This is a genomic window from Rugamonas sp. FW305-51 (assembly GCF_058786935.1).
Genome location: NZ_JBYSZG010000023.1, coordinates 1 through 25617, shown reverse-complemented (window position 1 = coordinate 25617; position 25617 = coordinate 1). Strand labels below are relative to the sequence as shown.

Here is a 25617-nt window from a genome sequence, read left to right as displayed (position 1 = left end):
ATGACGCAAACAACTTCGGCGCAACAGCTCTACACCATGGCGCCGCCGGCATCGCCTGCACCGCCCTATGTTGGCCGCTTGCTGATTGCCGGCGAGTGGCGCGAGGCACTTGGCGGCCAGCGATTGGATCGTTCCAGTCCGGCCCATGGGGTGGCAGTAGCCAGTTATGCCGCCGCCACCCCGGCCGATGTGGCGCTGGCGGTAGGTGCCGCCAGGAATGCCTTGCGCAAGGGGGCTTGGCCGGCGATGAAGGGGGCCGAGCGTGCCGGTCTGCTGTTGCGCGTTGCCGACGGCATCGAGGCGCGTCTGGAGCAGCTGGCGATGCAGGAGACGATGGAGTCCGGCAAGCCCTTGAGCCAGGCCCGGGGCGAAGTGGCAGGATGCGCCGGTTTGTGGCGCTACGCGGCGGCGCTGGCGCGCACCCTCTGCGGCGAGAGCTATAACAGCCTCGGGGAGGACATGCTGGGCGTGGTGTTGCGCCAGCCGGTTGGGGTGGTCGGCATGATCACGCCGTGGAATTTCCCGCTCTGGATACTGTGCCAGAAACTGCCGTTCGCCCTGGCCGCCGGTTGCACGGCCGTGGTCAAGCCGAGCGAGCTGACATCGGGCACCACGCTGATGCTGGGCGAGATATTGCTCGCAGCGGGCCTGCCGGCGGGCGTCGTCAACATCGTCACGGGACTGGGACCGGATGCGGGCCAGCCGTTGGTGGAGCATACCGAGGTGGACATGATCTCCTTTACCGGTTCCACACGGGTGGGACGCGAGATCGGCGCCATCGCCGGCCGCCAGCTCAAGAAGGTGGCGCTGGAGCTGGGCGGCAAGAATCCGCAGATCATCTTCCCCGACTGCGACTGGGAAGCGGCGGTTGACGCAGTCGTGTTCGGCGTCTATTTCAACGCCGGCGAGTGCTGCAATAGCGGCAGCCGCATCCTGGTTCACGAGTCCATCGTCGAACGCTTCTCGCAGGCAGTGATCGAGCGCGCCCGGTCCGTGCCGGTGGGCGATCCGCTGCACCCTGAGGTCAAGGTGGGCGCGATGGTCAGCGGCCAGCAATTGGAGGGGGTACTGCACAGCATAGAGGCGGCGCGCCAGGCCGGTGCGCAAGTGGCGCTGGGAGGCGAACGCTATGCAGGCAGCAGTGGCTACTACCTCCAGCCGACCGTCCTGTGTGGCGTGACCCCGGACATGACCGTCGCCCGTGAAGAAGTGTTCGGTCCCGTGCTTGCCGTGCTCAGTTTCCGCGATCTCGATCACGCGATTGAGTTGGCAAACGATACCTTGTACGGCCTGTCGGCGGCCGTCTGGAGCCGGGATATCGATACTTGCCTGGGCGCGGCGCGCCGCATCGATGCCGGCACGGTATGGGTCAATTCCTTCCTCGACGGTTACCCGGAACTGCCGTTCGGCGGCTTCAAGGCCAGCGGCGTCGGGCGCGAGCTGGGACGGCAGGCGGTCGAGGACTATACCGAAACCAAGAGCGTGCAGCTGCACATGGGGCCTCGTACCGGCTGGTGGCTGCCACGCTGATTTGAACGGATGCAAGCGGCAGATTTTTGTAGGGCGCGTAACAACTAACTAGTGGATCGATGCGGCACAGACCGCATCCAATTCCCGGCTTCGGCGCGGAAGCAAATTCGACATTTTTTGGAGACGAAGATGAAACGGAACACCCTGACGGTAATGGCTGCGGCATTGGCACTGGCGACGGCGGCGATGGGCGCGCATGCGCAAGAGAAGACGGTCGAAGTGGTGCATTGGTGGACCTCGGGTGGGGAAGCGGCCGCCCTGAAGGTGCTGAAAGAGGATGTGGTCAAGCGTGGCTACAGCTGGAAGGACAGCGCGGTGGCCGGCGGTGGCGGCGACCAGGCCCGCACCGTGCTGCGGGCCCGCGTGGCGGCCGGTAATCCTCCCGACGCGATGCAGATGCTGGGCTTTGCCGTGACCGACTACGCCGAGGAGGGCTTGTTGGGCAACATCGACGCCGTGGCCAACAAGGAGGGCTGGGACAAGCTGGTGCCGGCCCCGGTCCAGAAATTTTCGAAATACAAAGGCCATTGGGTGGCCGTGCCGGTCAATATTCACCGGACCAACTGGATTTGGGCCAACAAGGCGATCTTCGACGAGCTGAAGCTGACGCCGCCGAAGACGTTCGACGAGATGGTGGCGATCGCCGACAAGATCCGCAAGGCCGGCTACATCCCGCTGGCACACGGTGGCCAGGCGTGGCAGGAAGCGACCATCTTTGACAGTGCGGTGCTGTCGGCCGGCGGTCCGAAATTCTACAAGCAAGCCTTGATTGACCTTGACCCCAAGGCGCTCGGCAGCAAGACCATGGAGAAGGCCTTCGAGCAGATGCAGAAGCTGCGCACCATGGTCGACCCGAACTTCCCGGGGCGCGACTGGAACCTGGCCACCTCGATGGTCTATCACAAGAAGGCCGCCATGCAAATCATGGGTGACTGGGCCAAGGGCGAGTTCGAAAAGGGCCACATGAAGCCCAACGTCGATTTCCTGTGCTTCCAGTATCCGGGCACCGAAGGCAGTTTCATCTTCAATTCGGATCAGTTCGGCATCTTCAAGGTGGGCGACAAGCAGCTGGCCGGCCAGGCCGTGTTTGCCAGCGCCGTGCTCGACAAAGGATTCCAGGAGAAATTCAACATCGTCAAAGGCTCGATTCCGGCCCGCACCGATGTACCGATGGACAACTTCGACGAATGCGGCAAGAAGTCGATGGTCGATATGAAGCAGGCCATCAAGGACAACACCATGCTGGGCAGCTTTGCGCACGGCCACGCGATGCCCGATGCCGCCAAGGCGGCGGCGATCGACGTCATTACCAAGTTCTTCAATTCGGGTAAGTCGCCGGCAGAAGCCACCAAGCAACTGGTATCCGCCATCGCCAACAGCAAGTAAGACAGGCGGTCGTTGCATCGGACAGGCGCGGTCGTGCCGCGCCTGTCTGGCTTTCCCCTTTTCTTGATAGGTAATACGATGTCTGCATCCACCCACAATGCCACGCCAGGGCGCAGTTGCGCCGACTGGCTGGAGCAACAGCTGCCCAAGCTGGTGTTGGGCCCTAGCGTCCTGGTGACCCTCGTTTTCGTCTACGGCTTCATCGCCTGGACCTCCATACTGTCGTTCACACTCTCGAAGTCCTATGCCCGCTTCGACTGGGCCGGCTTGCTGCAGTACACCCGCGTACTGACCCACGACCGCTGGCAGGTTGCGGTCCATAATCTGCTGGTTTTCGGTTCGCTGTATATCACCATCTGCCTGGTGATCGGCCTGTTGCTGGCCATCCTCATCGACCAGCGCATCCGCCAGGAAGGCAGCCTGCGCGCGATCTTCCTCTATCCGATGGCATTGTCATTCATCGTCACGGGCACCGCCTGGAAGTGGATGCTCAACCCTGGCCTGGGCATAGAGAAGCTGGTGCACGATTGGGGCTACACGGCTTTTCGCTTCGACTGGATCATCCAGGAGGACATGGCGATCTACACCATCGTCATCGCCGGCGTATGGCAGGCGTCGGGATTCATCATGGCGATGTTCCTGGCCGGCTTGCGCGGTATCGACCAGGACATGATCAAGGCCGCATCGATCGACGGCGCCACGCTGCCCCGTATTTATTGGCGCATCATTATTCCCCAGTTGCGACCGGTATTCCTGTCGAGCTTTGTGATCCTGTCGCACCTTGCCATCAAGAGCTATGAACTGGTGGTCGCCCTGACCGGCACCGGGCCAGGCTACGCGACGGAACTGCCGTCGACCTTTATGTACGCCCATACCTTCACCCGCAACCAGCTCGGCATGGGCGCTGCAAGCTCGGTGATGATGTTGCTCACTGTGGCTGCAATCATGGTGCCTTATCTGTATTCCGAAGCCCGTTCCGGCGGCGCCAAGGCCCACTGATCTCAAGGAGTATCGTTATGTCCAAATCTCATTTGCAAAGTCCCTTGATGGTGCAGGGGCGGCGCGGCCGGGTGTCGCGGGTTTTGATCTACGGCATGTTGCTGTTCATGGCGGCGGTCTACCTGATGCCGCTGATCGTGATGTTGCTGACGTCGTTCAAACCGCTGACTGAAATCTATGACGGCAATATTCTGATGCTGCCCCAACATTGGACCGGGGCGGCCTGGACCAAGGCCTGGGGCGAGGCCTGTGTCGGTCTCGAGTGCAATGGCATCAAAGGCTATTTCTGGAACTCGACCAAGATGGCATTCACGGCGGTCGCCCTGTCCACGCTGATCGGCGCCTTCAACGGCTACGTGCTGACCAAGTGGCGCTTTCGCGGCTCGAACCTGCTGTTCGGCCTGATCCTGTTCGGCTGCTTCATTCCATTCCAGATCGTGCTGATCCCGATGGCGGCGTTCCTGGGGAAAGTGGGGCTGGCATCGTCCACCACTGGCCTGGTGTTCGTGCACGTGGTGTACGGCATTTGCTTTACCACGCTGTACTTCCGCAATTACTACATTGCCTTCCCTGACGAACTGGTGAAGGCAGCCATGATCGACGGCGCCCGCTTCTTCCGCATTTTCTTCCGCATCCTGTTGCCGTGTTCCGGTCCCATTATCGTGGTGACGGTGATCTGGCAGTTCACCAATATCTGGAATGACTTCCTGTTTGGCGCATCGTTCACCAACGGCGCCAGCGCGCCGATCACGGTGGCGCTCAACAACGTGGTCAACACCTCGACCGGCGAGAAGGAATACAACGTCCACATGGCCACGGCCATGATAGCCGCATTACCAACCCTGCTGGTCTACATCTTTGGCGGGCGCTACTTTGTGCGCGGCCTGATGGCCGGCTCTGTGAAAGGTTAAATCATGTCTTCCCTGCAAATCCTGGACGTCTGCAAGCAGTACGGTTCCACCGAGATCCTCAAGAAAATCAATATCGAAATCGAGCATGGCGAGTTCCTGGTCCTGGTCGGCCCTTCCGGTTGCGGCAAGTCCACCTTGCTGAGCATGATCGCGGGACTGGATTCCGTGAGCGGTGGCGAGATCCGGATCGGCACGCAATGCGTCAACGAATTACACCCCAGTAAGCGCGACATTGCGATGGTGTTTCAGTCCTATGCGCTGTACCCGAACATGACAGTCGAGCAGAACATCAGCTTCGGCATGGAGATGCGCGGCGTGGCCAAGGAAGAGCGCAGTCGCGCCGTCAAGGAAGTGGCACGCATGCTGCAGATGGAAACCTTGCTGACGCGCCGCCCCGGCCAGCTCTCCGGTGGTCAACGGCAGCGCGTCGCGATGGGCCGGGCACTGGTACGCAAGCCCAAGATATTCCTGTTCGACGAGCCGCTCTCTAACCTGGATGCCAAGTTGAGGGTCGACATGCGCACCGAAATCAAGAAGCTGCATCAACGCCTTGGCGCCACCATTGTGTATGTCACCCATGACCAGATCGAAGCCATGACGCTGGCCACCCGCATCGCGGTAATGAAGGGCGGCGAGCTGCAGCAGCTGGGGACCCCGTCCGAGGTCTACAACACGCCCGATACCATGTTCGTGGCGACCTTCATCGGTTCGCCGTCGATGAACCTGATTCCGGCCCGCATCGAGCAAGCGGGCGCCGACCTGGCTCTGGTGTTCGACGGCAAGGAGGGCGTGCCTGCCATGCGGATGACGTTACCGCCGCAAAGTGCCGCGGTGCAGCGCTATGCCGGACGCCAGGTTATTGCCGGCCTGCGGCCTGAGGCCATCGGTAATGGCAACCTGGTCAAGAGTCACGCCACACGGGAAGTAACGGCGCTGGTGGAGGTGACCGAGCCGACCGGTCCGGACACGCTGACGGTGCTGCGCATGGCCGGTCACGAGGTCACGGCGCGGCTCGCAGCCGATGCCCAATACCGGCCCGGCCAGCAGGCCGATTTCACCATCGACCTGGCCAAGCTGGTGCTGTTTGATGGCGATACGGAGCAAAGGATACGCTAATGGACGCCGACATCGTCATCATCGGTTCCGGCTTGGGAGGCTCGGCTGTCGCCTGGTCTCTCGCCAGCTCGGGACTACGGGTGTTGATCCTGGAGCGAGGCGAACACCTCCCCCGGGAACCGGAAAACGCCGATCCGGAAGCCAATTTCGGTCAGCTGCGCTATCGCGCCAACGAAACCTGGCTTGACGGCAGGGGCAGGCCGTTTCGGCCCGGACAGTACTACTTCGTCGGCGGCCACACCAAGTTTTTCGGCACCGCGATGTTCCGCTTTCGTGAGCGGGACTTCATGGCGACGATGCAGGAGGATGGCATGTCGCCGGCGTGGCCGGTCTCCTATGCGGAGCTGGAGCCATGGTATGGCCTGGCCGAGCGCCTGTTTCAGGTGCATGGCGCGGCGGGCGAAGACCCTTGTGAACCGCCGCGCAGCAGTCCATTCCCGCACGGGCCGGTTCCGCATGAGCCGGTGATGGATCGCCTGTCGGGGCGCTTGCTGGCACAGGGCTTACGTCCTTTTCATATGCCTTCGTCGATCGGATTGCATGCCGGCGGTGGTTGTGTGCGCTGCGCCAGTTGCGATGCCTATCCCTGCCCGATAGACGCGAAGGGCGATGCCGAGACGCGCCTGCTGCGCCCCGCGCTGGCGCATTCGAATGTCACGCTGTGGACAGGCAGTGAAGTGCTGCGGCTGGAAACCGAGTCCGACGGGCGGCGCATCTCCACCGCGGTGGTGCGGCGCAATGGCCTGGAAGTCCGGGTAACGGCCCGGCTGTTCGTACTGGCTGCCGGGGCGATTAACAGCGCGGTATTGCTGTTGCGTTCGGCCAGTGCCAGCCACCCGGCCGGCTTGGCGAACCAGTCCGGCCAGGTGGGCCGCAATTTCATGAACCACAATTGCACGGCGCTGATGGCGATCGATCCGCGCCACGTCAATGCCACCCGTTTCCCCAAGACCGTCGTGCTGAACGATTTTTATGAGGGTGACGGCGAGGGCGGCGCGGCCTTGGGGAACATCCAGATGCTGGGCAAGATTCAGCCGGTCATGCTGCGGGGCGCCTTGCCGTGGGTGCCCGAGGCGGCACTATCGTATCTGGCGCGCCACAGCGTCGATTTGTACGCCATGTCAGAGGACTTGCCGCACCCGGACAGCCGCGTGCAACTGACCAATTCCGGACAAGTACAGCTGCACTGGCATCGGACTAACCTGGGCACGCATCAACGCCTGGTCGAACGCGCCAAACGCATGCTCAGGAAGGCGGGATTTCCGCTGGTGCTGGGGCGACGATTCGGCATGGATACGCCGTCGCACCAATGCGGCACGGTACGGTTTGGCGACGATCCCGCCACGTCCGTCCTGGATCCCTATTGCAGGAGCTGGCAGCACGACAACCTCTACGTGGTTGACGCCGGCTTCTTTCCGTCATCCGCCGCACTCAATCCGGCATTGACCATCGCGGCCCAGGCGCTGCGCGTCGGTGCCCATATCAACTCCAATCTGGCAACTATTTAATCATGGAACATAACACGAAGACGAAGCACGCCAGGGCAACGGCCTTGGTCACCGGCGGGAGGCGCGGTATCGGCGCCGCGATTGCGCTCGCGCTGGCGCATGCCGGCTACGACGTGGCCATCAGCGGCATCACGCAAGACGGGGCGACGGATGCCGTCCTGGCGGCGATCGAGGCGGCCGGCGCGCGCGCCCTGTTCGTCGGCGCCGACCTGAAAGACATCGACGCCAGCGCACGGCTGGTAGAGCAGGTCGGCTCCTGGGGGAACGGCATTGACTGCCTGGTGAACAATGCCGGCATAGGCTCTCCCCAACGTGGCGATCTGCTGGAGCTGGGCCCGTCCGCATTTGACGTGGTCATCGCCACCAACCTGCGCGGTACCTTCTTCCTGACCCAGGCCGTGGCGAAGGCGATGGCCGCGTCCGTCCCCAAGGCAGGCTGCGCGCGCAGCATCATCACGATTTCCTCCGTTAGCGCGACCATGGCGTCGCCCGAGCGGGGCGAATACTGCATGTCCAAGGCTGGCCTGAGCATGATGACCAACCTGTACGCCCTGCGCCTGGCTGAATTGGGCATCGCCGTGTTTGAAGTCCGGCCGGGCGTCATCCGGACCGACATGACGGCCGGCGTGGCCAGCAAATACGAACAGCGGTTCGCCGACGGCCTGGTGCCCATGCGCCGCTGGGGCGAGCCCGATGACATTGGTCATATGGTGGCCTGCCTGGCTGGCGGCCAGTTCGGTTTCGCCACCGGCACCGTGATCCAGGCCGACGGCGGCCTGTCCATAGCACGTCTGTAGGGAGAGTCAACATGTACGATTACATCATCGTCGGAGGCGGCTCGGCCGGTTGCGTCCTGGCTGCGCGCTTGAGCGCCGACCCGTCGGTGCGCGTATTGCTGCTCGAGGCCGGTGGCAATGACCGCCACCCCTTCTTTTCCATGCCCGCAGGGTTTGCGAAGATGACCAAGGGGATAGGCGCCTGGGGCTGGTCCACCGTACCCCAACGCCACATGAACGGGCGGGTGCTGAACTATACCCAGGCCAGAGTGATCGGCGGGGGATCGTCGATCAATGCGCAGATCTACACGCGCGGGGCCGCCGCCGACTATGACGAGTGGGCCGGCTTGCACGGTGCCAACGGCTGGGCTTACCAGGACGTGCTTCCCTACTTCAAACGTGCGGAGCACAATCAGCGCTACGCCGACCGTTTTCACGGCTACGAGGGACCACTCGGTGTGTCAAATCCCATCAGTCCACTGCCCATCTGCGAGGCGTTCTTCCAGGCGGGACAGGAAATGGGGATGCCGTTCAATCCTGATTTTAACGGCGAGCGTCAGGATGGCCTCGGCTACTACCAGTTGACGCAGCTGCACGGCCGCCGCTCTTCGACCGCCACGGCCTACCTGCGCCCCGCGCTCGGGCGCAAGAATCTGACGGTACGCATGCATGTGCAGACCTTGCGCCTGGTGCTTGAGCATGGCCGCGCCGTTGGCGTGCAGGTCATGCTCGATCGTGCCGGCCTGCCGCAGACCTTGCGGGCCGAGCGCGAGGTGATCGTCAGCTGCGGTGCCATCGGCTCGCCCAAGTTGTTGATGCAGTCCGGGATAGGCCCGGCCGACCATCTGCGGGCCGTGGGCGTGCCCGTGCTGCACGACCTGCCTGGCGTGGGATCGGATCTGCAGGATCACCTTGACCTGTTCGCGATTTCAGAGTGCACCGGCGACCATACCTACGACAAGTACGCCAGGCCCTGGAACGCGGCCCTGGCCGGACTGCAGTATCTGCTGTTGAAACAGGGGCCGGTCGCATCGAGTCTGTTCGAGACAGGCGGCTTCTGGTATGCCGACGAAGGGGCACGCTCGCCGGACATCCAGTTCCACCTCGGCCTGGGTTCCGGCATCGAGGCTGGCGTGTCGAAAATGAAGCATGCCGGCGTGACGCTCAACTCGGCATTCCTGCGGCCCCGCTCGCGCGGCACGGTGCGCCTCGCCAGTTCCGATCCCAAGGCAGCGCCATTGATCGACCCCAATTACTGGGCCGACCCCTACGACCGCGCCATGTCGCTGCGCGGGCTGAAGCTGGCGCGCGAGGTACTGGGGCAAGCCGCATTGAAACGCTTTGTGTTGAAGGAAGTGTTGCCCGGCTCCTCCGTCATGTCCGACGCCGCTTTGTTCGACTATGCCTGCGCCCATGCCAAGACCGATCATCATCCGGCCGGTAGCTGCCGTATGGGCAGCGATGCCGATGCGGTGGTCGATACCGCGCTGCGCGTTCGCGGCGTGGCAGGCCTGAGGGTGATCGATGCGTCCGTCATGCCTCGCCTCAACAGCAGTAACACGAATGCGCCCACCATCATGATCGCCGAAAAGGGTGCAGATCATATACTCGGAAAAATCTGAAAGGGACCACAACATGAACCTGATCTTACCTGCGCAGGATGGCTCGTTACAGCGTTACCAGCTACAAAATAATGACCCGGCACCCGCCGTGCCGGCGCTGCCTTTCAATCGTGTCGCTTATGCGGCGGCGCACGTTGTGATCGACCCTTGCCGGGCAAGCGATCCATGGGATGGCGTACCCGCCATCGACTGGGACGCCACCCTCGGCTTTCGCGCCTACCTGTACGGCATGGGCTTCAAAGTGGCGGAGGCGATGGATACGGCCCAGCGGGGAATGGGCCTGGCGTGGCCCCAGGCGCGGGAATTGATCCAGCGTAGTCTGCGTCATGCGCGTGCCATCCCCGGTGCCGACCTGGCCTGCGGCGCCGGTACCGACCAGATGGAATTGACGACGACAAGCACCCTGGACGATGTCGTGGCGGCCTACCGCGAGCAGTTCGAGGCCGTGGAAGGCGAAGGGGGGCGCGCGATCATGATGGCCAGCCGCGCGCTCTGCGCATTGGCACGCAGCGCCGACGATTATTTCTATGTCTATGACCGTATATTGAGTGAAGTGCGCGGGCCGGTTGTGCTGCATTGGCTGGGCGCGATGTTTGATCCGGCGCTGGCAGGTTACTGGGGCGCAGAGGACGTGTCCGTGGCCATGGAGACTGTGCTGGAGATCATTCGTCGTCACGCGGGCAAGATCGAGGGCATCAAGATCTCGCTGCTCGAGACGCGCTGGGAGACCGCGCTGCGCGCCCGTTTGCCGGCAGGGGTGTTGATGTATACGGGCGATGATTTCAATTACGGTGAATTGATTGCCGGCGACGGTGTGCACCACTCCCACGCGCTACTGGGAATCTTCGATCCGATCGCGCCGGTGGCGGCCAGCGCGTTGCAGGCACTGGCCGGCGGCGACGAGGCGGGCTACCTGGCCAGGATGGCGCCCACCGTAGCACTGTCGCGCGAGATATTCCGCGCGCCGACGCGGCACTACAAGGCGGGCGTGGTGTTCCTGGCGTGGCTCAACGGACATCAGGAGCATTTTTCCATGGTGGCTGGCCTGCAGTCGGCACGTTGTGCGCAACACTATGCGCAGGTATTCCGGCTGGCCGACGCCAGCGGCGTGCTGATTCGTCCCGAACTGGCAACGACCCGCATGCGCGACTTGATGCGTGTGTTGGCCGGCATCACACACCGCGACTGACAGGCGAACCATGGAACGATCAGCAGGTGAACGTGTGTCGCAGTCCCATGCCGACATGAGCGCCGAGGTCACGAAGACGGCCACCAGGGCGTCCGATACGCCAGCGAGCTTGGTACCTGATCCCGACCAGGATGTTGTCTTCCACCATCGCTGGAGTGGCCGGGCCGAATTGACGGCGCTCGGCGCCATCGTCGAGGCACTGGCGGCACAGGGGTTGCGGCTACAGAGTCAATTGATTGACGATACCGATCGGCAGCCGCTATTGCAGCGGACCCAGGCCGCTGATCGCAAGTTACTTGCCATGAAGATGCATGGCGAGGAACTGCGTGCTTGGGGACAGTCCGGCGCTTTGGCGGACCTCGGCGGCATAGTCGACGCCAGCGGATGGCAGGCAGCATTGCCGGAGGTGCTGCGGCCATTCATGATCAATGGTGGCCAGCTGCACGGCGTCCCGCTCGGCATGCATCGCTCGAACTGGTCATGGGCCAATGCAGCGGTGTTTGAGCGGGCCGGCATCGATCCGCCCGCCAGTTGGGAAGAATTCAACGAGGCGGCAGGAAAATTGCAGTCGATGGATGTGATCCCGTTGGCTTTGGGCGGGCAGGATTGGCAGGAGGCGACGCTGTTCGAGAGCGTCGCACTGGGTATCGGCGGTCCGGCGTTCTATCGTGCCGCGCTGATCGGGAACGATGCGGCGGCCCTGGACAGTGAAGTCATGCTCGCCGTATTCAAGCAGATGCGCTTACTCAGCGGTATGGTCGATCCGGCCTACGATCAGCGTAGCTGGTCCGCCACCACCGCGCTGGTCACGCGCGGCGCCGCCGCCATGCAGATCATGGGTGAATGGGTCAAAGACGAATTCCTGTCGGCTGGCATGGCGCCGCAGCGTGATTTCCTGTGCCTGCCCGCGCCCGGTACGCAAGGCAGCTATCTTTTTTTATCCGACTTCTTCGGCATCTTGCAACTGCGCGCAGCGTCCGGCCGGGATACCTTGGCCGCGCTGGTCGACACAGTGATGAGCAAGCAAGTACAGCTCCGATTCAACCTGGCGAAAGGCTCCATTCCGGCCCGCCTGGATATCAGCGGCGCCGGCTTCGATACATGCGCGCAAGCCGCTATCCAGGATCGGCGGGAGGCCATCGCGAACGGCACCATGCTGGGGTCGCTGACTTATCAGCACGCGACGACCGATGCTGTAAAGGATGCTGTGCTCGCAGTGGTACATGCCCATTTCCACTCGCTCATGAGTGAGGCAAGCGCCATACGTCTGTTGGCTGACCAGATAGCGGCCGCCAAGCGCATAGCCTGAGCTGCGCGCGTTGTTCCTGTTTCCCTACCTAACTACTAATCAATCGATATGAATCCCCGTGCCATCCTGCTAGATTTGTTTGAAATAGCTGTCGCCGCTGCGCAAGTGTCCAAGCGCATGCACGCTTTTTTACCGTCCCCGCCAAAGGGGAGAACCGTCGTCATCGGCGCGGGCAAGGCCGCAGCCGAGATGGCGGCGCAACTCGAACTCCTGTGGCCTGGGCCACTCGAGGGCGTGGTGGTGACGCGCTATGGCCATGCCGTGCCGTGCCGGCAGATTCGTGTCCTTGAAGCGGCGCACCCGTTTCCGGATCAGAATGGCGTGGCGGCCGCCCTGGCGCTGCGCCAGGCCGTGTCCGGATTGAACGAGGACGACCTTGTGATCAGCCTCATGTCCGGTGGCGGTTCGGCGGTGCTCGTTGATCCGGTCCCTGGCGTGACGCTGGCCGACAAGCAGCAACTGACGCGCGCCTTGTTCCAGGCCGGCGCGACGATACGGGAATTGAACTTGATCCGCCAGGCCCTGTCGACGATCAAGGGCGGCAAACTGGCGCTGGCGGCGTGGCCGGCACGGGTATTGACGCTGGTGATTTCGGACGTGCCTGGCGACGATGCTTCCCTGGTCGCTTCGGGACCGACCGTGCCGCCGGTATCGGGCCAGGAAGCGCCACTTGCTATCGCTCTGCGGCTGGGCGTCTCCTTGACGCCCGCCATGCGTTCGGCATTGGAGGCGGCTGCCACGTCCCGACCCGGGGATTATTCCCATTGTCGAACTGAGCTGATCGCGACGCCCATGCAGAGTTTGCGCGCTGCCGCCGAGCGTGCCAGGAAACTGGGCTTGACGCCGCTGATCCTGAGCGACTGTATCGAGGGCGAAGCACGCGAGGTGGCGGTCATGCATGCCGGAATGGCGTTGTCGGCCCAGCGCTTCGGCCTGCCGGTGAAGGGGCCAGCGGTCCTGCTGTCCGGGGGGGAGACCAAGGTGACGTTCGGTGCCGAAACACCAGGGCGCGGCGGCCGCAACACGGAGTTCTTGTTGGCGCTGGGCCTGGCGCTGCGCGGCACTTCGGGCATACATGCGCTGGCGTGCGATACGGACGGTGTCGATGGCAGCGAGGACAATGCGGGCGCCATATGGCTGGCCGACAGTGCGCATCGGGCACGTGACGCCGGCATAGAGCTGGGCAATTTTCTCCAGCACCATGACGCTTACAGTGCCTTCGCCGCCATGGGCGACCTCGTTGTTTGCGGTCCGACCCAGACCAACGTCAATGATTTTCGCGCTATTTTGATTGAGTGAACTGTTGCGGGTATCTGGCTGCAGGAGAGGCGAAAAAATGTGCTGCCGAACGGCAGTGCCGACATGCTGTGCTGCTTCGTTAAGCCAGGTCCGCGCAAGAACCCGTCAAGCAGCATTTTGTATGGGGAAAACAGGGGAGGCTCCGCTTTGCGGTGCCTCCCCTTGGTTCGTATCAGGCGAAATTACCTGTTCAGAACCAGGCCTCTACCTGGAAGCCGAACGAGGCGCCGCTTGTGCCGTTGTTGTAGACTGGTCCCGAATTGTTGGCAGCGTTGACGACAGCCGTCGCGGCGTCGTTCCATTTGCCGTAGGTGACGAAGGCGCGCAACTCCGGCCGCGCCCACAAGCCGGGACCGGCGGAAATGGTTGGCGCGAATGTCACTTTGGTCAGACGCTGTGCCGGGCCGCCGGTTGCCGATGTCACACGATCGGTGCCAAGCTCCATTACCAGCTTGAGATTCTTGTTCAGCGCATAGACGGGACGCAGGCCGAAGGAGGTCCAGGTGGACGAACCGTTGGCGTCGGATTTGTCCTTTTGCATCAGGGCGACCATTTCCATGCCGAAGTTCCAGCTCGGCTGGACCCAGACGTCGTCGAAAATACGGAGCCGCGTCACGTCTGAACCAAGCAGGGTGCTGCCGGCGGCGCCAATCCGGTCATTGCCCACGCCAACCCCGGGGCCAACGCCATACTGGACGCCGAACGTGTTGGCGCCGCCGTAGACTTTGTCTTGCTTGTGGAACAGGGACACCTGCCAACCATTATGCAAAGGGGCCGCTATCTTGGAGTCGCCCTGTGCGGTGATGATGGAGGTGGCCAGGTCGACGGTGCCATTGTCGTTGAGCGGGATGTCCTGGTAGATGAAGTTCTGCCGCGTGGCAGCCGTGGTGGTGACCTTGCCCGCTGCGTCCGTCGAAGTGGCGTCGTTGTCCTTGAAGAAGCCGTAAGCGAACTTGCCTGGCCCCACCTTCACTTGATCCAGACCGGCGCCGGTACCGTTGAAGTTGATGTACTGCAGGTCGAGCATGTGAATGTCTGGCCGGAAATAGTAACGCTTGCCTATCCACGCCGTACCGCCGTTGAGGAAATCGAGCCCCTTCGCTTCCACATAGGCTTTGACGATACCGAGCTTGGCATCGCCGAAGTCCGATTTCGGGCTGTACTCGTTGACCCACAGCGTACCGACATAGCGCACACCGTCGGACTGGGCCAGTTCCTTGGTGTAGCCGCCTTCGAAGTAAGCGTCGCATTCATTTCCCAGCCGGTACTTCATGGTATTGCCGCCCAAGCCGTAGCAGCTTTGCGGGCCATGCGAGCCGCTGGTGGACGTGCCTGCGCCGACCCGGAAGTAGCCGTGAAAACCTTCCTCATCTGCCTGTGCAGGGCAGTAGGCCAAGGCCAGGACAGCTGCGAGCGGCAGAGCGCGCGTCATTAATTTATTCATTTTGTCTCCTCTATGTAAATCAAAAATCCCACGCTGAATGCGCGAGTATTTGGGCCGTGGTTGGATTCCGTCAGCGCCGTTCCACGTTGAATTGGAACGTTCCAATAGTAGGGAGAAATGAACTGGGCGTCAATCAGTTGTTGCTTGGAAGGTACGCGTGGGGCGAGTTTAGTTTTTTGCGAGCGGAGGGCCGCTCGATTCGCGTACCACCAGCTTGGGATTGGCGTAGTAGCGTTTAGGTTCGGGCGTAACGTCCTGACCGGTAATGCGGCTGAGCAAAATTCGGCTGGCAATTTCGCCCAATTGGGCCGGTCCTACCGACATGGTCGTCAGCGGCGGAGAGGAATGCGCGGCGGCAGCGATATCATCGAACCCGACTACTGCAAGATCGCGTCCTGCGCGCTTGCCCTGAACGTCCAGTTCATTGAGGACACCAAGTGCGACGGCGTCGTTATAGCAAACAACGGCGGTCGGTTGTGGGGAAATGGTACCCAGCAGGGCGATCGCCTGGCGCCCGCCCGCCGCTGTAATAGGTACATCCATGATCCAGTTGTCCTGCACCGGTAATCCCGCAGCCCGCATCGCCTGCAGGTAACCCAACGCACGCTGCTCCGACACATTGTTGCCGCTCTTGCGGCCGATGAAACCAATGCGCCGGTGTCCCAGGTCGATCAGGTGGCGTGTCGCCGCCTGCATACCGTTGATGTTGTCGCAGCCTACCGTGTCGGAATGAGCATCGTTGAGCGGTCGCATGACCACGACGAGTGGCATGGAAATGGCTTGCAGTTCCGCTGCCAGGCTGTCGGGAGTGCCGAATGCGGGACAGATGATGATGCCGGCCGCGTTATGCTCGCGCATGGAGTTAAGGACTTTGGCTTGAATGTCCAGCCGTTCCGACGTGTGCGCCATCAGGGTTAAATAGCCGGCTTCGAGCAGTATCCGTTCCGCCCCGATCAACATCTCGACGAAGAAGGGGTTGCCCAAGTCATGGATCACCAAACCGACGATGTTGCTGGTTTTCTGTCGCAAGTTGGCTGCGCTACGGTTGTAAACATAGCCTAGCTCCTGCGCTGCCTTCCAAACCTTTGTAGCAGTTTCCTGTTTGATCAGCGGACTGTGTTTCAGCGCCATTGCCACTGTCGACTTAGATAGACCTGACAGGTTGGCAATATCGATGATTGTTGGGGCTGATTTTTTTCGAGCAGGTGTTGCGGCCATGGGGCAGGTCGTGCAAATTGGAGGTAAGCAGATATTAGCAGATTTCTGTATTTTGGAACGTTGCAATTCAAGGAATGCCTGGTGACTCCGGGACCTGATTCCTGTGCAGTGTTTCGGGTTTGCGCCGCACCAGCCCGATGCCCATCAGGCTGATCGCCCATGGCGCTGTCTTCGGTGCGGTAGGCGTAGTTGCCGGAATAGACCGTCGACCCCAGCAGAGCGCCCAGGATGGGATCGACGGTGCTGGCCGCGATGAGGGTGGAGCGGCTTGTCGCGGGGCCCATGTAGCGGCTGCCGCCCGACAGGAAATCGGCCGTGCCGATCGCCGAGTTGAGTACTGTGGCGCGCTCGCCCTCGCCGGTCGTCCAGCCATCGGCCGTTCCGGTTTCGGTACGGGGCGGCCTGGCGTAGCGCCGAATGGGCGCTTTCGCTGATGAAATTGGTATTGCCGGTCAGGCTGGAGCTTGCTGCTGTGCCAATCTGGCGCGGGTTTGCTGGCCGCCGGCGTACACTGAGCGGGCAGGGGAAGGCAGGCGCCATGCCATGCTCAGGCGCCGTCCGATATGGGAGAGTTCATCATGACACACACTTTGGCAGCCGTATTCGAGAGCCGCGCCGACGCCAACTACGCGCGCGACGCGCTGGTTAGCGCCGGCTTCGACGGCAACACCATCCAGCTGAACGACGCCACCAGCGCGACCGGGGCGGCGCAGCAGTTCGATACTGGCGCCGCCCCGGGGGCGGCCGACGAAACCTTGGTCGACAGCATCCGCCATTTCTTTGGCCGGCTGTTCGGCGGCGAACACCGCGACCACCGCCTGTACGCCGAGGCGATCCGGCGCGGCCATGTCGTCCTGACCGTGCGGGCCCCAAACCATGATCAGGCCGAACGGGCCGCCATCATCGTCCAGAATTTCGGGCCGCTCGATATGGAACGGCCGCGGGCGCGAGAGGCTGCCGACCAATGGCAGGCCGGCGGGGCGGCGCCGGCCGGCGCGGCCATGCAACAGTCGGGCATGGGCTCGCAGCAAGGCGGGCCGCCGCAGCGCGATATGGCGTCATCCGCATCGGGCGGCGGGGCGCAGATGGGGGCAGCGCAGTCCGGCGCGTCAGCTGGCGGGGCAGCTTCGCAGCAAGGGACGCCGCCATCGGACTCGATGCAACGGGCCGCATCGCCGGCTGCCATGCCGCTGGGGCCGGGCGATCCCGGCGCCGCGGCCGACGCGCAGCAGGGCGCGGCGGCCCGCATCTATCCCACTCCCAACCAGGGCAGCCTGAACATCCAGCGCGGCGATGCACTGGGCATCGGCGAGGACACGTATTTCCGTGCCCATTGGCTCGACACCTATTCCTACATCGGCGGCACCTACCAGGAATACGACCCGGCCTACCGCTACGGCGCCTCGATGGCGAACCGCGCGACCTACCAGGGTGGCGCGTGGGAGGACGTGGAGCCGCAACTGCAGAGCGAGTGGGAAAGGCAGCATCCGGAATCGCGCTGGGATAGATTCAAGGAGGCGGTGCGGGCCGGCTGGGAGCGCATGACCGGCTAGCGCGTGGCGCCGCCAGGCGCGGCGGCCCGTTATTTCGGCAGCAGGTGACGGAAGGTCGGTTCGATATTTTTCGCGTGCAGGAAGCGCACGATATCGTCCAGAGTCGCATCCTTCAGCAGCAAGCCTGCCGGCGCTGCGGCGCCGATAGCGAGCGTCGCGGTGGCCGTGGCCGGCGCCGCGATCCCGGTAGCGGGTGTCGCAGTGGCCGGCGTCGCCGTCTCCGGCCCTGCGGCGGCCGTCTCCGGCGCCATTTCCTGTATTGCCGCCCCGTGCATCTGTTCGAGCTGATGCAGGGCGGCCTGGAACTGCGGCGCGCCTATGCTGTGCAAGCGTTCCAGCAGGGCGGCCTGGGCGGCGGCCGGCGGCGCCATGTCCAGCCCCGGCTCGTCGGCGAACGACGCGCCCAGATCCGGGTGGATGAAGGCGGCCCACTTGCCGCTGGGCTGGTGCAGGCTGGGTGGCAGTTCCGGCAGCTGCACCGGGGCGGCGGTAACGCCGGGCTGGCTTGCCACGTCCGGCAGGTAGACCGCATGCAGCAGCGCCATAAAGGTTGCCACCTGGGCCAGCGGGGCCGGCGTCTCCAGCGACAGCCACAGGCGGTAGCCGTCGCTGGCGGTGATGCTCACGGCTGGCGGCGGCAAGCCCAGCTGCGTTTGCAGGGCGTTGGCCACGGCGCACAGGCGCGTCCAGTGTTGTTCCGGCCCGTCGCCGGCCTGCTTGCGGAAGGCGATGACGAGCGCGCGCGTGCATCCATCGTCCGTCGTCAGGGGCAGGCCCGGCGCGGCCTGTCCCGCCAGTTGTTGCGCCAGCGCGGACGCCAGGACCGTACTGGAGGGAAGATAGAGCCGTGTTAATTCTGAAGTAATTTTCTGCATCTGCCTGGGCGACGCCGACCGCAATGGCCAGCCTGGGGTTGTGTGTTCGTGGCCGCCATTCTGACACATACCGCGACGGCGCCGGCAGTGGCCTTATTGCGCCGCCTCGTCCTGCGCCTGCGGTGCGGCCAGGTCCGTTTCCGCCGGGGCTATGGCCACCTTGTTGCGGCCCGTTTGCTTGGCCGCATACAGTGCCATGTCGGCTTCGTTGAGGATGGCCTCTATGCCCTTGCTGTCGCTGCGCATCATGGCCACGCCCACGCTGGCCGTGACGGCGATGGTGCACCCCTCGTATTGGGCCGGCGGCGACTGTTCGATGGTCTTGCGGATGCGTTCTGCCGTCTCCTGGGCCTCGGCCAGCGTCGTTTCCGGCAGCATCACGACGAATTCCTCGCCGCCCAGCCGCGCCGGCAGGTCGGCATGGCGCACGCTGTGGCGCAGGCAGCTGGCCGTGCGCACCAGCACGGCGTCGCCGGCCGCGTGGCCGTGGTTGTCATTGACCAGCTTGAAGTGGTCCAGGTCTATCATCAGCAGCGCCAGCGGACGCTGGTAGCGGCTGGCGATGGCGAACGCGGCCTCGGCCTGCTGGAAGAAGGCGCGCCGGTTGGCCAGCTGGGTCAGCGGATCGGTATAGGCGATGTCGGCCAAGGCTTGCTCGCGCACGTGCTGGGCTTCCGTGTCCGTAAAACTGAGCAGCAATTCGCGCGGCTCGTGCTGCTTGGACGGCAGCGGCGCCACCGACACCTGGGCATGGCGGGTGGCGCCGCCCACGTTGAGTGTCACTTCCATGCTGCGGCCCTCGGCCGCGCCGGCCAGCCTGGCACCGGCGCACAGTTCGCGCCACACGGCCGGATTGGCAAACAGCGCCGCCGCCAGGTGCAGCTGCTCGCCCGGCATGGCGCCGAACAGGTGGCCGAAGGCCGGATTGGCGCGCAGCAGCAAGCCATCGTCCAGGCGCACCTGGACCAGGGCGACGGGGGCGGTGGCGATCAGGCGCGCCATGGCCCGCGCGCCGATGTCGAGCTGTTCCTTGTCAAAATGCAGCTGGGCTGCCTGGCGCGCACCCTGGCGCACCAGGCGCAGCAGCAGCGCCACGGCCGTCAGCAGCAGCATGGCGCTCAGGCCGCTGAAAATCAGTTCCGCATACCAGGGCGCCAGGTAATCGAGTTCCGCCGCTTCCACCCGCAGCGCGTAGGCGCCGTTGAGCATGGGCAGTTCGTACACCAGGTGCCGGATGTGATCGTACGGCGAGATCCAGTAGCTCAGCTGGGGCTGGTCGCGGAACGGCGTGCGCGCGATGGCCGGGATGGTGGCGCCGATGACGGCGCCGGCCATCGGATAGCGGAACGCCAGCCGGTTGCCGGCCGTCTGCACGATCGCCACCACGCTGTGCCGGCCCAGCGAGAAGCCGGCCTGCTCCTGTTCCCGCAACCGGTGCTGCAATGCGTCGTGACTTTGCAGGGCGAACACGAAGGCGCGCGGGCTGCCGTCCGGCCCCCGCACGGGCCGCACCACGACAAAGCCGCTGGGCCAGGCCGAGCGGGGCCCGCCGTGGTAGACGGTGATGGCCGTGGCGCGCGCCGGATCGGCCTGCAGGGCGGATACGTCGATCTGGTCGCCCTGCTGCACCGTGGTCACGTTGTTCGACATGTACAGCACCCGTCCGGCGCGGTTGGCCACGCCCAGCAGCTCGATGTCGTCGTTGCCGGCCGCTTCCCGCGTCAGCAGGGTCTGCAGGGCGGCCACCTGGCCGGCGTCGGCGCTGGCCAGGTCGGGCGGGAAATGGTCGCCCACTTCCTTGGCGACCATGTTCTCGGTGGCGAGCAGCTGTCCCATCTGCAACCCCAGCGCGCGCCGCGTACCGAGCGCCACGTTTTGCAGCTGCTGGGCGGTCTGCTGTTCCAGCTGGCGCTTGTGCTGGTAGACCCGGACCGCGCTGGTGCCGATGTACAGGCAGGCCAGCAAGGCGAGCAGCCACGTCATGGCGGCATAGTAATGGAACAGGGGCTTGTTGGACGAAGCGTCGGTCTGCTGAACGGTCATGGGGTATCTCGTGGTCGTATGCGCCTAGCCTGGTGCCAAGGTTCCACTGTACGAGATTAGTGACGGTATGTCACTGTCATTTCGCGACGAACTGTGTGCGCGGTGGGCCCGCGCCACGCTAGCCTGCGCGTCACGCCGGCGCCATGGTGATAGCATGGCTTTCTGGTTGGCGCGCAGCTGGCGTAGAACCTTTTTGCTGCCTTGAGGCATTAACAGGCGATCAAAGGAGAACGGGTATGCGGGAAGGGCGGAATCCGGACGGAAAGACGGCCGGGGCCGGCGACGGCGAGGCGCAGTTGCTGGGCCGTATCGTGGCCGGCGACAGGCACGCCTTCGAACAGCTGTACCGCGCCTATTTCCCCCGCCTGGGCCGGTTTTTGGGACGCATGGTGCGCAGTGTGCCGCTGGTCGAGGAGATCATCAACGACACCATGCTGGTGGTGTGGCAAAAGGCGGCCAGCTACGACGGCAGTTGCAAGGTGTCGACCTGGATCTTCGCCATCGCCTACCGCAAGGCCTTGAAGGGCTTGCGGCTGAGCGACGAGCCGCTCGAGTCGGACGCCGAGCTGTACCCGGCCGGTCCCGAGCTGGAACCGGAGCAGCGGCTGGCAGGGCGCCAGTTGCGGCAAATGCTGGACCAGGCCCTGGCCCTGTTGCCCTTGCCGCAGCGCATGGTGATGGTGCTGACCTACTATCACGAGATGGGCTACGCCGATATCGCCGAAATCGTCGACTGCCCCGTCAACACGGTCAAGACCCGCATGTTTCACGCGCGCCATAAATTGAAGGAATTGCTGGCGGGCCAGATGGAGGAGTACAAATGAACGGCCATACCGTCGCGCTGGCGGATCCAGCACATGAGGCCGCGCGGGCGCTGTTGCCCTGGTACGCGGCCGAGCGGCTCGATGCGGCCGACAGCGCCGCCGTGCGAGCGCACCTGGCCGCTTGCCAGGCATGCCGTAGCGAGCTCGAATTCGAACGCCGGCTGCACGCCGCCGCCGCCCTGGCCGACGGTGGCCCCACGGCGTCGCCGGCCGGCGATGTGGCGCCGGCGCCGGACATGGAGGCAGCGCTGGCGCGCCTGCTGCCGCGGCTGGACGCATCGCCGTCCGGGCCGCTCCTGCCCTGGTGGCGCCGGCTGGCCGCCAACGACGCGTCCTGGCTGCGCTGGGCGGTGGCGGCCCAGTTCGCCGTCATCGCGGGGCTGGCCGTGCTGCTGGTACGGCCGGCGGCCGACCAGGGCAATTACCACGTACTGGGCGCGGCGGCGGCCGGCGGCAACCTGGTGGTCGTGTTCAAGCCGGAGACGGCGGAACGGGAACTGCGCCGCATCCTGCAGGCCAACGGCGCCCACGTGGTGGACGGTCCCACCGTGACGGATGCCTACCTGCTCAGCGTGCCCGACCCGCAACAGGCCCGCGCCCGCCTGCGCGGGGAGGCCGCCGTGGCGCTGGCCGAGACGCTGGACGGAGGAACGCCGCCGTGAACACGCTGCTGCGCGCGCTGATGGCGGGCGCGCTGACCCTGGCCTGCCAGCTGGCCGCCGCCCACAGCGGCAATGACCCGGCCGGCACGCCCGCGTCGCCGGACGAGGCTGTCCCGTCCGGCGACGCGGCAGCACCGCAGCGTCAGCTGCTGGTCATGCTGCGCCTGCCGCCGCCCCATTTCCGGCCCGACGCCGGCTACGGCGGCCGCTATCTCGACGACGGCGGGCGCAGCGCGCGCCACCGCATCGCAGAGGAACTGGCCCGCCTGCATGGCTTGAAGCTGGTCGGCGACTGGCCCATGCCCACGCTGGGCGTCGATTGCTATGTGATGGAGTCGCCCTCCGGCAGCGAGCCGGCCCGCATCGCCGACCTGCTGTCGCACGATCCCCGTGTGGAATGGGCGCAGCCGGTCGCCATCTACTCCGGCATGGATGGCGCCGCGCCTCCCCTGTACCCGGTGCAGCCGAGCGCGCGCTACTGGCACGTGGCCGAGCTGCACCGGGCGGCCACGGGCCGCAACGTGTCCGTGGCCGTGGTCGACAGCGGGATCGACGCCCGCCATCCCGACCTGGACGGCCAGCTGGCGCTGGCGGAAAACTTTGTCGAGGGCAGCGCCTACGTGCCGGAAACCCACGGCACGGCGGTGGCCGGCATCATCGCGGCGCGCGGCGGACGGCAGGGCATCCTGGGCGTGGCACCCGGCGCCCGGCTGATGGGCTTGCGGGCCTGCTGGCAGCGGGCCGGGCAGGGTGCGCGCTGCAGCAGTTTTACCTTGGGCAAGGCGCTCAATTTCGCCATCCTGCACGAGGCGCGCATCATCAACCTGAGCCTGTCAGGGCCGCCGGACCGCTTGCTGGACCGGCTGCTGGACGTGGCGCTGGCGCGCGGCATCAGCGTGGTGGGCGCCATCGATCCGCAGGGCGGCGCGCCGGCCTTTCCCGCCTCGCACCGGGGCGTGATCGCCGTGGCCCAGCAGGGCCGCGCCGCGCCGGGCCCGCACGGGTCGCAGGCGGCCATGCCGTCCGCGCCGTCAGCGCAGGGCGGCGCCGTGCTGGCGCCGGGGCAGGATGTGCCGGCCAGCCTGGCGGGTGGGGGCTGGCATTTTGTGTCGGGCAACTCCTACGCGGCGGCCCATGTGACGGGCATGCTGGCGCTGCTGGCCGAATTGCGGCCCGGGGCCGACGGCGCGCAACTGGAACGCCTGCTGGTGCCAGGCACGGGCTCAAATGCTGCTACCATCGACGCATGTGCCACCATCGCCCACACCACGGGCGCCTGTTCCTGTTCATGCACGGGCGCCGTCACCCTGCACTCCAGCCGCCGGCCCTGAACGGGGCGCTGGCGCTGGCGCTGCTGCTGGCCGCCGGCGGAGCGGCGGCGCAGGCCAGCGGCAGCGTAGCGCTGATATCGGATTACCGTTTTCGCGGCCTGTCGCTGAGCGACGGCCATCCCTCGGCCCAGCTGGGCCTGAACTATGACAGTCCCGGTGGCTGGTATGCGGGCGCGCAGGCGGCCGGCGCCAACCTGCGCGAGCGCGACACGGTGCAGCTGACGGCCTACGGCGGACTGGCGCGACGGCTGGCCTCGGGCTGGAGCTGGGAGGCGGGCGCCAGTGCATCCGGCTACACCCGCAGCCACGACAGCGATTACATGGAATGGTATGCGGGCCTGGCGTCGGAGCGGACCGGCTTGCGGCTGTATTATTCGCCCCGCTATTTCGGGCGCGACCTGCGCACGGCCTACGCCGAGGTGAACGGCTTCTATCCCCTGCACGACAAGGTCAGGCTGGTGGCGCACGGGGGCGTGCTGCGCTACCTGCCGCGCGATAGCGACAGCGCCGGCCTGCCGGCCCGCTACGACGGCCGCCTGGGCCTGGCGGCGGCGCTGGGCGACTGGGACGTGCAGCTGGCGTGGGTGGCCGCCTCGTCGCGCGGGGGAACCGGCGCCGCTTATTCATCTTCCTACTACGCGGCGCCATCCAGGCAGGCGCTGGTGCTGAGCGTGGCCTACGCCTTCTAGCGGCAGTCTTGCGGCGCGCCGGCGCTTTTTTTCACGCGACAAGAAACCTTGCGGCCCCGTGCGGGAATGAACGGGCAGCGTTACCTCGCCCACCTCGCTGAAAGGAAGCACCATGAGTACCTCGCACAGCATGCACAAATTGGCCGGCGCCTGGTTGGCCGCCGGCCTGGCCGTGGCCCTTGCCGGCTGCGGCGGCGGTTATGGCGGCGGGGGCGGCAGCTACATGCCGCCCACCGTCACCAGCAGCTACGCCGTCACCAGCCTGGTGTCGGACGCCGTCATCCCGGCGTCCCATACGGATGCCAACCTCGTCAATGGCTGGGGCGTGGCCTTCAACCCGAAAGGGTTTGTCTGGGTGGCCGACAACGGCACCTCCAAATCCACCCTGTACGACGGCAACGGCGTGCCGCAATCGCTGGTGGTCAGCACGCCCGACGCACCCACCGGCATCGTCTACAACGGCAGCACGGACTTCAAGCTGACTTCCGGCGGCGTCACCGGCAGCAGCCCCTTCCTGTTCGCCACCGAGAGCGGCATGATCGCGGCCTGGTCGCCGTCCGTCAACGCCACCACGGCCATGACGGTGTTTGACGGCAGCGGCGCCGGCGCCGTCTACAAGGGACTGGCCATCGGCAGCTTTGGCGGCACCAACTACCTGTACGCGGCCGATTTCCACAACATGCGGGTCGACGTGTTCGACACCAGCTTCGCCAAGGTCAGCCTGCCCGGCAATTTCACCGACCCGGGGCTGCCGGCCGGCTATGCGCCGTTCGGCATCCAGGCCATCGGTGACCGCATCTACGTGGCCTACGCCAAGCGGGCCGCCAGCGGCGACGATGAGCAGGCCGGCCCCGGCGCGGGCGTGCTGGACGTGTACACCACGGGCGGCGTGCTGGTGCGCCAGCTGGTGAGCGGCGGCGCCCTCAATGCGCCCTGGGGCATCGCGATGGCGCCCGCCGATTTCGGCAGCAACAGCAACATGCTGCTGGTGGGGAACTTTGGCGACGGCAAGATCAACGTCTACGACCCGGCCAACGGCGCCGCCAAGGGCGTGCTGAGCGGGGCGGACGGCATGCCGCTGGTGGTCGACGGCCTGTGGGGCATCGCCTTCGGCAACGGCCTCAACAGCCAGCCCACCAACACGCTGTTCTTCGCGGCCGGGCCCAAGGACGAAACGCACGGGCAGTATGGCCGCATCGACCTGAAGTAGGCGCCGGTCGGGACGGCATAACGGAAATAATGGGAGCGCAAAAATCGGGGACGTAACCGTTCATGAGGAAGGATTTCTCGCCCCCGTGCATGAAAGCTCGATCGAGAGCAAGATGGAGTGGCG

21 protein-coding genes are annotated in these 25617 nt (G+C 64.9%); 17 read left to right on the top strand and 4 right to left on the bottom strand.

Features of this window, described 5'->3' with window-relative positions:
* The 11 genes from AC3WOS_RS16610 to AC3WOS_RS16560 all read left to right on the top strand — a co-directional run bounded on the left by AC3WOS_RS16610 (nucleotide 1) and on the right by AC3WOS_RS16560 (nucleotide 13645).
* Nucleotides 1-1530: an aldehyde dehydrogenase family protein gene (locus tag AC3WOS_RS16610; RefSeq protein WP_492717128.1), complete on the top strand. Its 1530-nt coding sequence runs from the start codon at nucleotides 1-3 to the stop codon at nucleotides 1528-1530.
* Between the two features lie 129 nt (nucleotides 1531-1659).
* Nucleotides 1660-2916 (top strand): ABC transporter substrate-binding protein, encoded by a 1257-nt coding sequence (locus AC3WOS_RS16605; RefSeq protein ID WP_492717127.1) that lies wholly within the window; start codon nucleotides 1660-1662, stop codon nucleotides 2914-2916.
* 78 nt (nucleotides 2917-2994) lie between these two features.
* Nucleotides 2995-3915, top strand: coding sequence for a carbohydrate ABC transporter permease (locus AC3WOS_RS16600; RefSeq protein WP_492717126.1), 921 nt, complete (start codon nucleotides 2995-2997; stop codon nucleotides 3913-3915).
* Nucleotides 3916-3962: 47 nt separating this feature from the next.
* Complete coding sequence (locus AC3WOS_RS16595) at nucleotides 3963-4826, top strand: carbohydrate ABC transporter permease (RefSeq protein ID WP_492717187.1); 864 nt, start codon at nucleotides 3963-3965, stop codon at nucleotides 4824-4826.
* 3 nt (nucleotides 4827-4829) lie between these two features.
* A complete protein-coding gene (locus AC3WOS_RS16590; RefSeq protein WP_492717125.1) occupies nucleotides 4830-5942 on the top strand; it encodes an ABC transporter ATP-binding protein in 1113 nt (370 codons plus the stop codon).
* Entirely contained in the window at nucleotides 5942-7450 is a 1509-nt protein-coding gene (locus AC3WOS_RS16585) for a GMC oxidoreductase (RefSeq protein ID WP_492717124.1), read from the top strand. Before AC3WOS_RS16590 ends, AC3WOS_RS16585 begins: the two co-directional genes overlap by 1 nt.
* Nucleotides 7451-7452: 2 nt before the next feature.
* Complete coding sequence (locus AC3WOS_RS16580; protein WP_492717123.1) at nucleotides 7453-8247, top strand: 3-ketoacyl-ACP reductase; 795 nt, start codon at nucleotides 7453-7455, stop codon at nucleotides 8245-8247.
* Nucleotides 8248-8258: 11 nt separating this feature from the next.
* The gene (locus AC3WOS_RS16575) at nucleotides 8259-9848 is read left to right on the top strand and encodes a GMC family oxidoreductase (RefSeq protein ID WP_492717122.1); all 1590 of its coding nucleotides are present in this window, start codon (nucleotides 8259-8261) and stop codon (nucleotides 9846-9848) included.
* 13 nt (nucleotides 9849-9861) lie between these two features.
* The gene (locus AC3WOS_RS16570) at nucleotides 9862-11037 is read left to right on the top strand and encodes a dihydrodipicolinate synthase family protein (RefSeq protein WP_492717121.1); all 1176 of its coding nucleotides are present in this window, start codon (nucleotides 9862-9864) and stop codon (nucleotides 11035-11037) included.
* 10 nt (nucleotides 11038-11047) lie between these two features.
* Nucleotides 11048-12346 carry an ABC transporter substrate-binding protein gene (locus AC3WOS_RS16565; protein WP_492717120.1) on the top strand — a complete coding sequence of 433 codons (1299 nt, stop codon included), beginning with the start codon at nucleotides 11048-11050 and terminating at the stop codon, nucleotides 12344-12346.
* Between the two features lie 48 nt (nucleotides 12347-12394).
* Entirely contained in the window at nucleotides 12395-13645 is a 1251-nt protein-coding gene (locus AC3WOS_RS16560) for a glycerate kinase type-2 family protein (protein WP_492717119.1), read from the top strand.
* Nucleotides 13646-13835: 190 nt separating this feature from the next.
* On the opposite strand, the gene AC3WOS_RS16555 is transcribed toward AC3WOS_RS16560, so the two are convergent.
* Nucleotides 13836-15089: a maltoporin gene (locus AC3WOS_RS16555; RefSeq protein ID WP_492717118.1), complete on the bottom strand. Its 1254-nt coding sequence runs from the start codon at nucleotides 15087-15089 to the stop codon at nucleotides 13836-13838.
* A 168-nt stretch (nucleotides 15090-15257) separates the two neighbouring features.
* Nucleotides 15258-16307 carry a LacI family DNA-binding transcriptional regulator gene (locus AC3WOS_RS16550; RefSeq protein ID WP_492717117.1) on the bottom strand — a complete coding sequence of 350 codons (1050 nt, stop codon included), beginning with the start codon at nucleotides 16305-16307 and terminating at the stop codon, nucleotides 15258-15260.
* Between the two features lie 578 nt (nucleotides 16308-16885).
* Here AC3WOS_RS16550 and AC3WOS_RS16545 point away from each other — a divergent pair.
* The gene (locus AC3WOS_RS16545; protein ID WP_492717116.1) at nucleotides 16886-17860 is read left to right on the top strand and encodes a hypothetical protein; all 975 of its coding nucleotides are present in this window, start codon (nucleotides 16886-16888) and stop codon (nucleotides 17858-17860) included.
* 29 nt (nucleotides 17861-17889) lie between these two features.
* Here the strand turns inward: AC3WOS_RS16545 and AC3WOS_RS16540 are convergent, their stop codons facing one another.
* Together AC3WOS_RS16540 and AC3WOS_RS16535 are read right to left on the bottom strand one after the other, a co-directional pair.
* Complete coding sequence (locus AC3WOS_RS16540; protein ID WP_492717115.1) at nucleotides 17890-18735, bottom strand: hypothetical protein; 846 nt, start codon at nucleotides 18733-18735, stop codon at nucleotides 17890-17892.
* Between the two features lie 93 nt (nucleotides 18736-18828).
* Nucleotides 18829-20778: a sensor domain-containing diguanylate cyclase gene (locus AC3WOS_RS16535; protein ID WP_492717114.1), complete on the bottom strand. Its 1950-nt coding sequence runs from the start codon at nucleotides 20776-20778 to the stop codon at nucleotides 18829-18831.
* A 236-nt stretch (nucleotides 20779-21014) separates the two neighbouring features.
* Here AC3WOS_RS16535 and AC3WOS_RS16530 point away from each other — a divergent pair, with 236 nt between their 5' ends.
* The 5 genes from AC3WOS_RS16530 (at nucleotide 21015) to AC3WOS_RS16510 (ending at nucleotide 25494) form a co-directional block, all read left to right on the top strand.
* Nucleotides 21015-21602, top strand: a complete 588-nt coding sequence (locus tag AC3WOS_RS16530) for an RNA polymerase sigma factor (RefSeq protein ID WP_492717113.1) — start codon at nucleotides 21015-21017, stop codon at nucleotides 21600-21602.
* Nucleotides 21599-22264: a zf-HC2 domain-containing protein gene (locus tag AC3WOS_RS16525; RefSeq protein WP_492717112.1), complete on the top strand. Its 666-nt coding sequence runs from the start codon at nucleotides 21599-21601 to the stop codon at nucleotides 22262-22264. The genes AC3WOS_RS16530 and AC3WOS_RS16525 overlap by 4 nt, the downstream gene beginning before the upstream one ends.
* On the top strand, nucleotides 22261-23595 hold the full coding sequence (locus AC3WOS_RS16520) for a S8 family peptidase (RefSeq protein ID WP_492717111.1): 1335 nt from the start codon (nucleotides 22261-22263) through the stop codon (nucleotides 23593-23595). The genes AC3WOS_RS16525 and AC3WOS_RS16520 overlap by 4 nt, the downstream gene beginning before the upstream one ends.
* Nucleotides 23553-24284: a TorF family putative porin gene (locus AC3WOS_RS16515; protein ID WP_492717110.1), complete on the top strand. Its 732-nt coding sequence runs from the start codon at nucleotides 23553-23555 to the stop codon at nucleotides 24282-24284. Before AC3WOS_RS16520 ends, AC3WOS_RS16515 begins: the two co-directional genes overlap by 43 nt.
* A gap of 112 nt (nucleotides 24285-24396) precedes the next feature.
* Entirely contained in the window at nucleotides 24397-25494 is a 1098-nt protein-coding gene (locus AC3WOS_RS16510; protein WP_492717109.1) for a TIGR03118 family protein, read from the top strand.
* Nucleotides 25495-25617: the final 123 nt, after the last annotated feature.

Coding starts and splice junctions, on each gene's coding strand:
- AC3WOS_RS16610 (WP_492717128.1), top strand. CDS start 1: ATGACGCAAACAACTTCGGCGCAACAGCTCTACACCATGGCGCCGCCG.
- AC3WOS_RS16605 (WP_492717127.1), top strand. CDS start 1,660: ATGAAACGGAACACCCTGACGGTAATGGCTGCGGCATTGGCACTGGCG.
- AC3WOS_RS16600 (WP_492717126.1), top strand. CDS start 2,995: ATGTCTGCATCCACCCACAATGCCACGCCAGGGCGCAGTTGCGCCGAC.
- AC3WOS_RS16595 (WP_492717187.1), top strand. CDS start 3,963: ATGGTGCAGGGGCGGCGCGGCCGGGTGTCGCGGGTTTTGATCTACGGC.
- AC3WOS_RS16590 (WP_492717125.1), top strand. CDS start 4,830: ATGTCTTCCCTGCAAATCCTGGACGTCTGCAAGCAGTACGGTTCCACC.
- AC3WOS_RS16585 (WP_492717124.1), top strand. CDS start 5,942: ATGGACGCCGACATCGTCATCATCGGTTCCGGCTTGGGAGGCTCGGCT.
- AC3WOS_RS16580 (WP_492717123.1), top strand. CDS start 7,453: ATGGAACATAACACGAAGACGAAGCACGCCAGGGCAACGGCCTTGGTC.
- AC3WOS_RS16575 (WP_492717122.1), top strand. CDS start 8,259: ATGTACGATTACATCATCGTCGGAGGCGGCTCGGCCGGTTGCGTCCTG.
- AC3WOS_RS16570 (WP_492717121.1), top strand. CDS start 9,862: ATGAACCTGATCTTACCTGCGCAGGATGGCTCGTTACAGCGTTACCAG.
- AC3WOS_RS16565 (WP_492717120.1), top strand. CDS start 11,048: ATGGAACGATCAGCAGGTGAACGTGTGTCGCAGTCCCATGCCGACATG.
- AC3WOS_RS16560 (WP_492717119.1), top strand. CDS start 12,395: ATGAATCCCCGTGCCATCCTGCTAGATTTGTTTGAAATAGCTGTCGCC.
- AC3WOS_RS16555 (WP_492717118.1), bottom strand. CDS start 15,089: ATGAATAAATTAATGACGCGCGCTCTGCCGCTCGCAGCTGTCCTGGCC.
- AC3WOS_RS16550 (WP_492717117.1), bottom strand. CDS start 16,307: ATGGCCGCAACACCTGCTCGAAAAAAATCAGCCCCAACAATCATCGAT.
- AC3WOS_RS16545 (WP_492717116.1), top strand. CDS start 16,886: ATGACACACACTTTGGCAGCCGTATTCGAGAGCCGCGCCGACGCCAAC.
- AC3WOS_RS16540 (WP_492717115.1), bottom strand. CDS start 18,735: ATGCAGAAAATTACTTCAGAATTAACACGGCTCTATCTTCCCTCCAGT.
- AC3WOS_RS16535 (WP_492717114.1), bottom strand. CDS start 20,778: ATGACCGTTCAGCAGACCGACGCTTCGTCCAACAAGCCCCTGTTCCAT.
- AC3WOS_RS16530 (WP_492717113.1), top strand. CDS start 21,015: ATGCGGGAAGGGCGGAATCCGGACGGAAAGACGGCCGGGGCCGGCGAC.
- AC3WOS_RS16525 (WP_492717112.1), top strand. CDS start 21,599: ATGAACGGCCATACCGTCGCGCTGGCGGATCCAGCACATGAGGCCGCG.
- AC3WOS_RS16515 (WP_492717110.1), top strand. CDS start 23,553: ATGCACGGGCGCCGTCACCCTGCACTCCAGCCGCCGGCCCTGAACGGG.
- AC3WOS_RS16510 (WP_492717109.1), top strand. CDS start 24,397: ATGAGTACCTCGCACAGCATGCACAAATTGGCCGGCGCCTGGTTGGCC.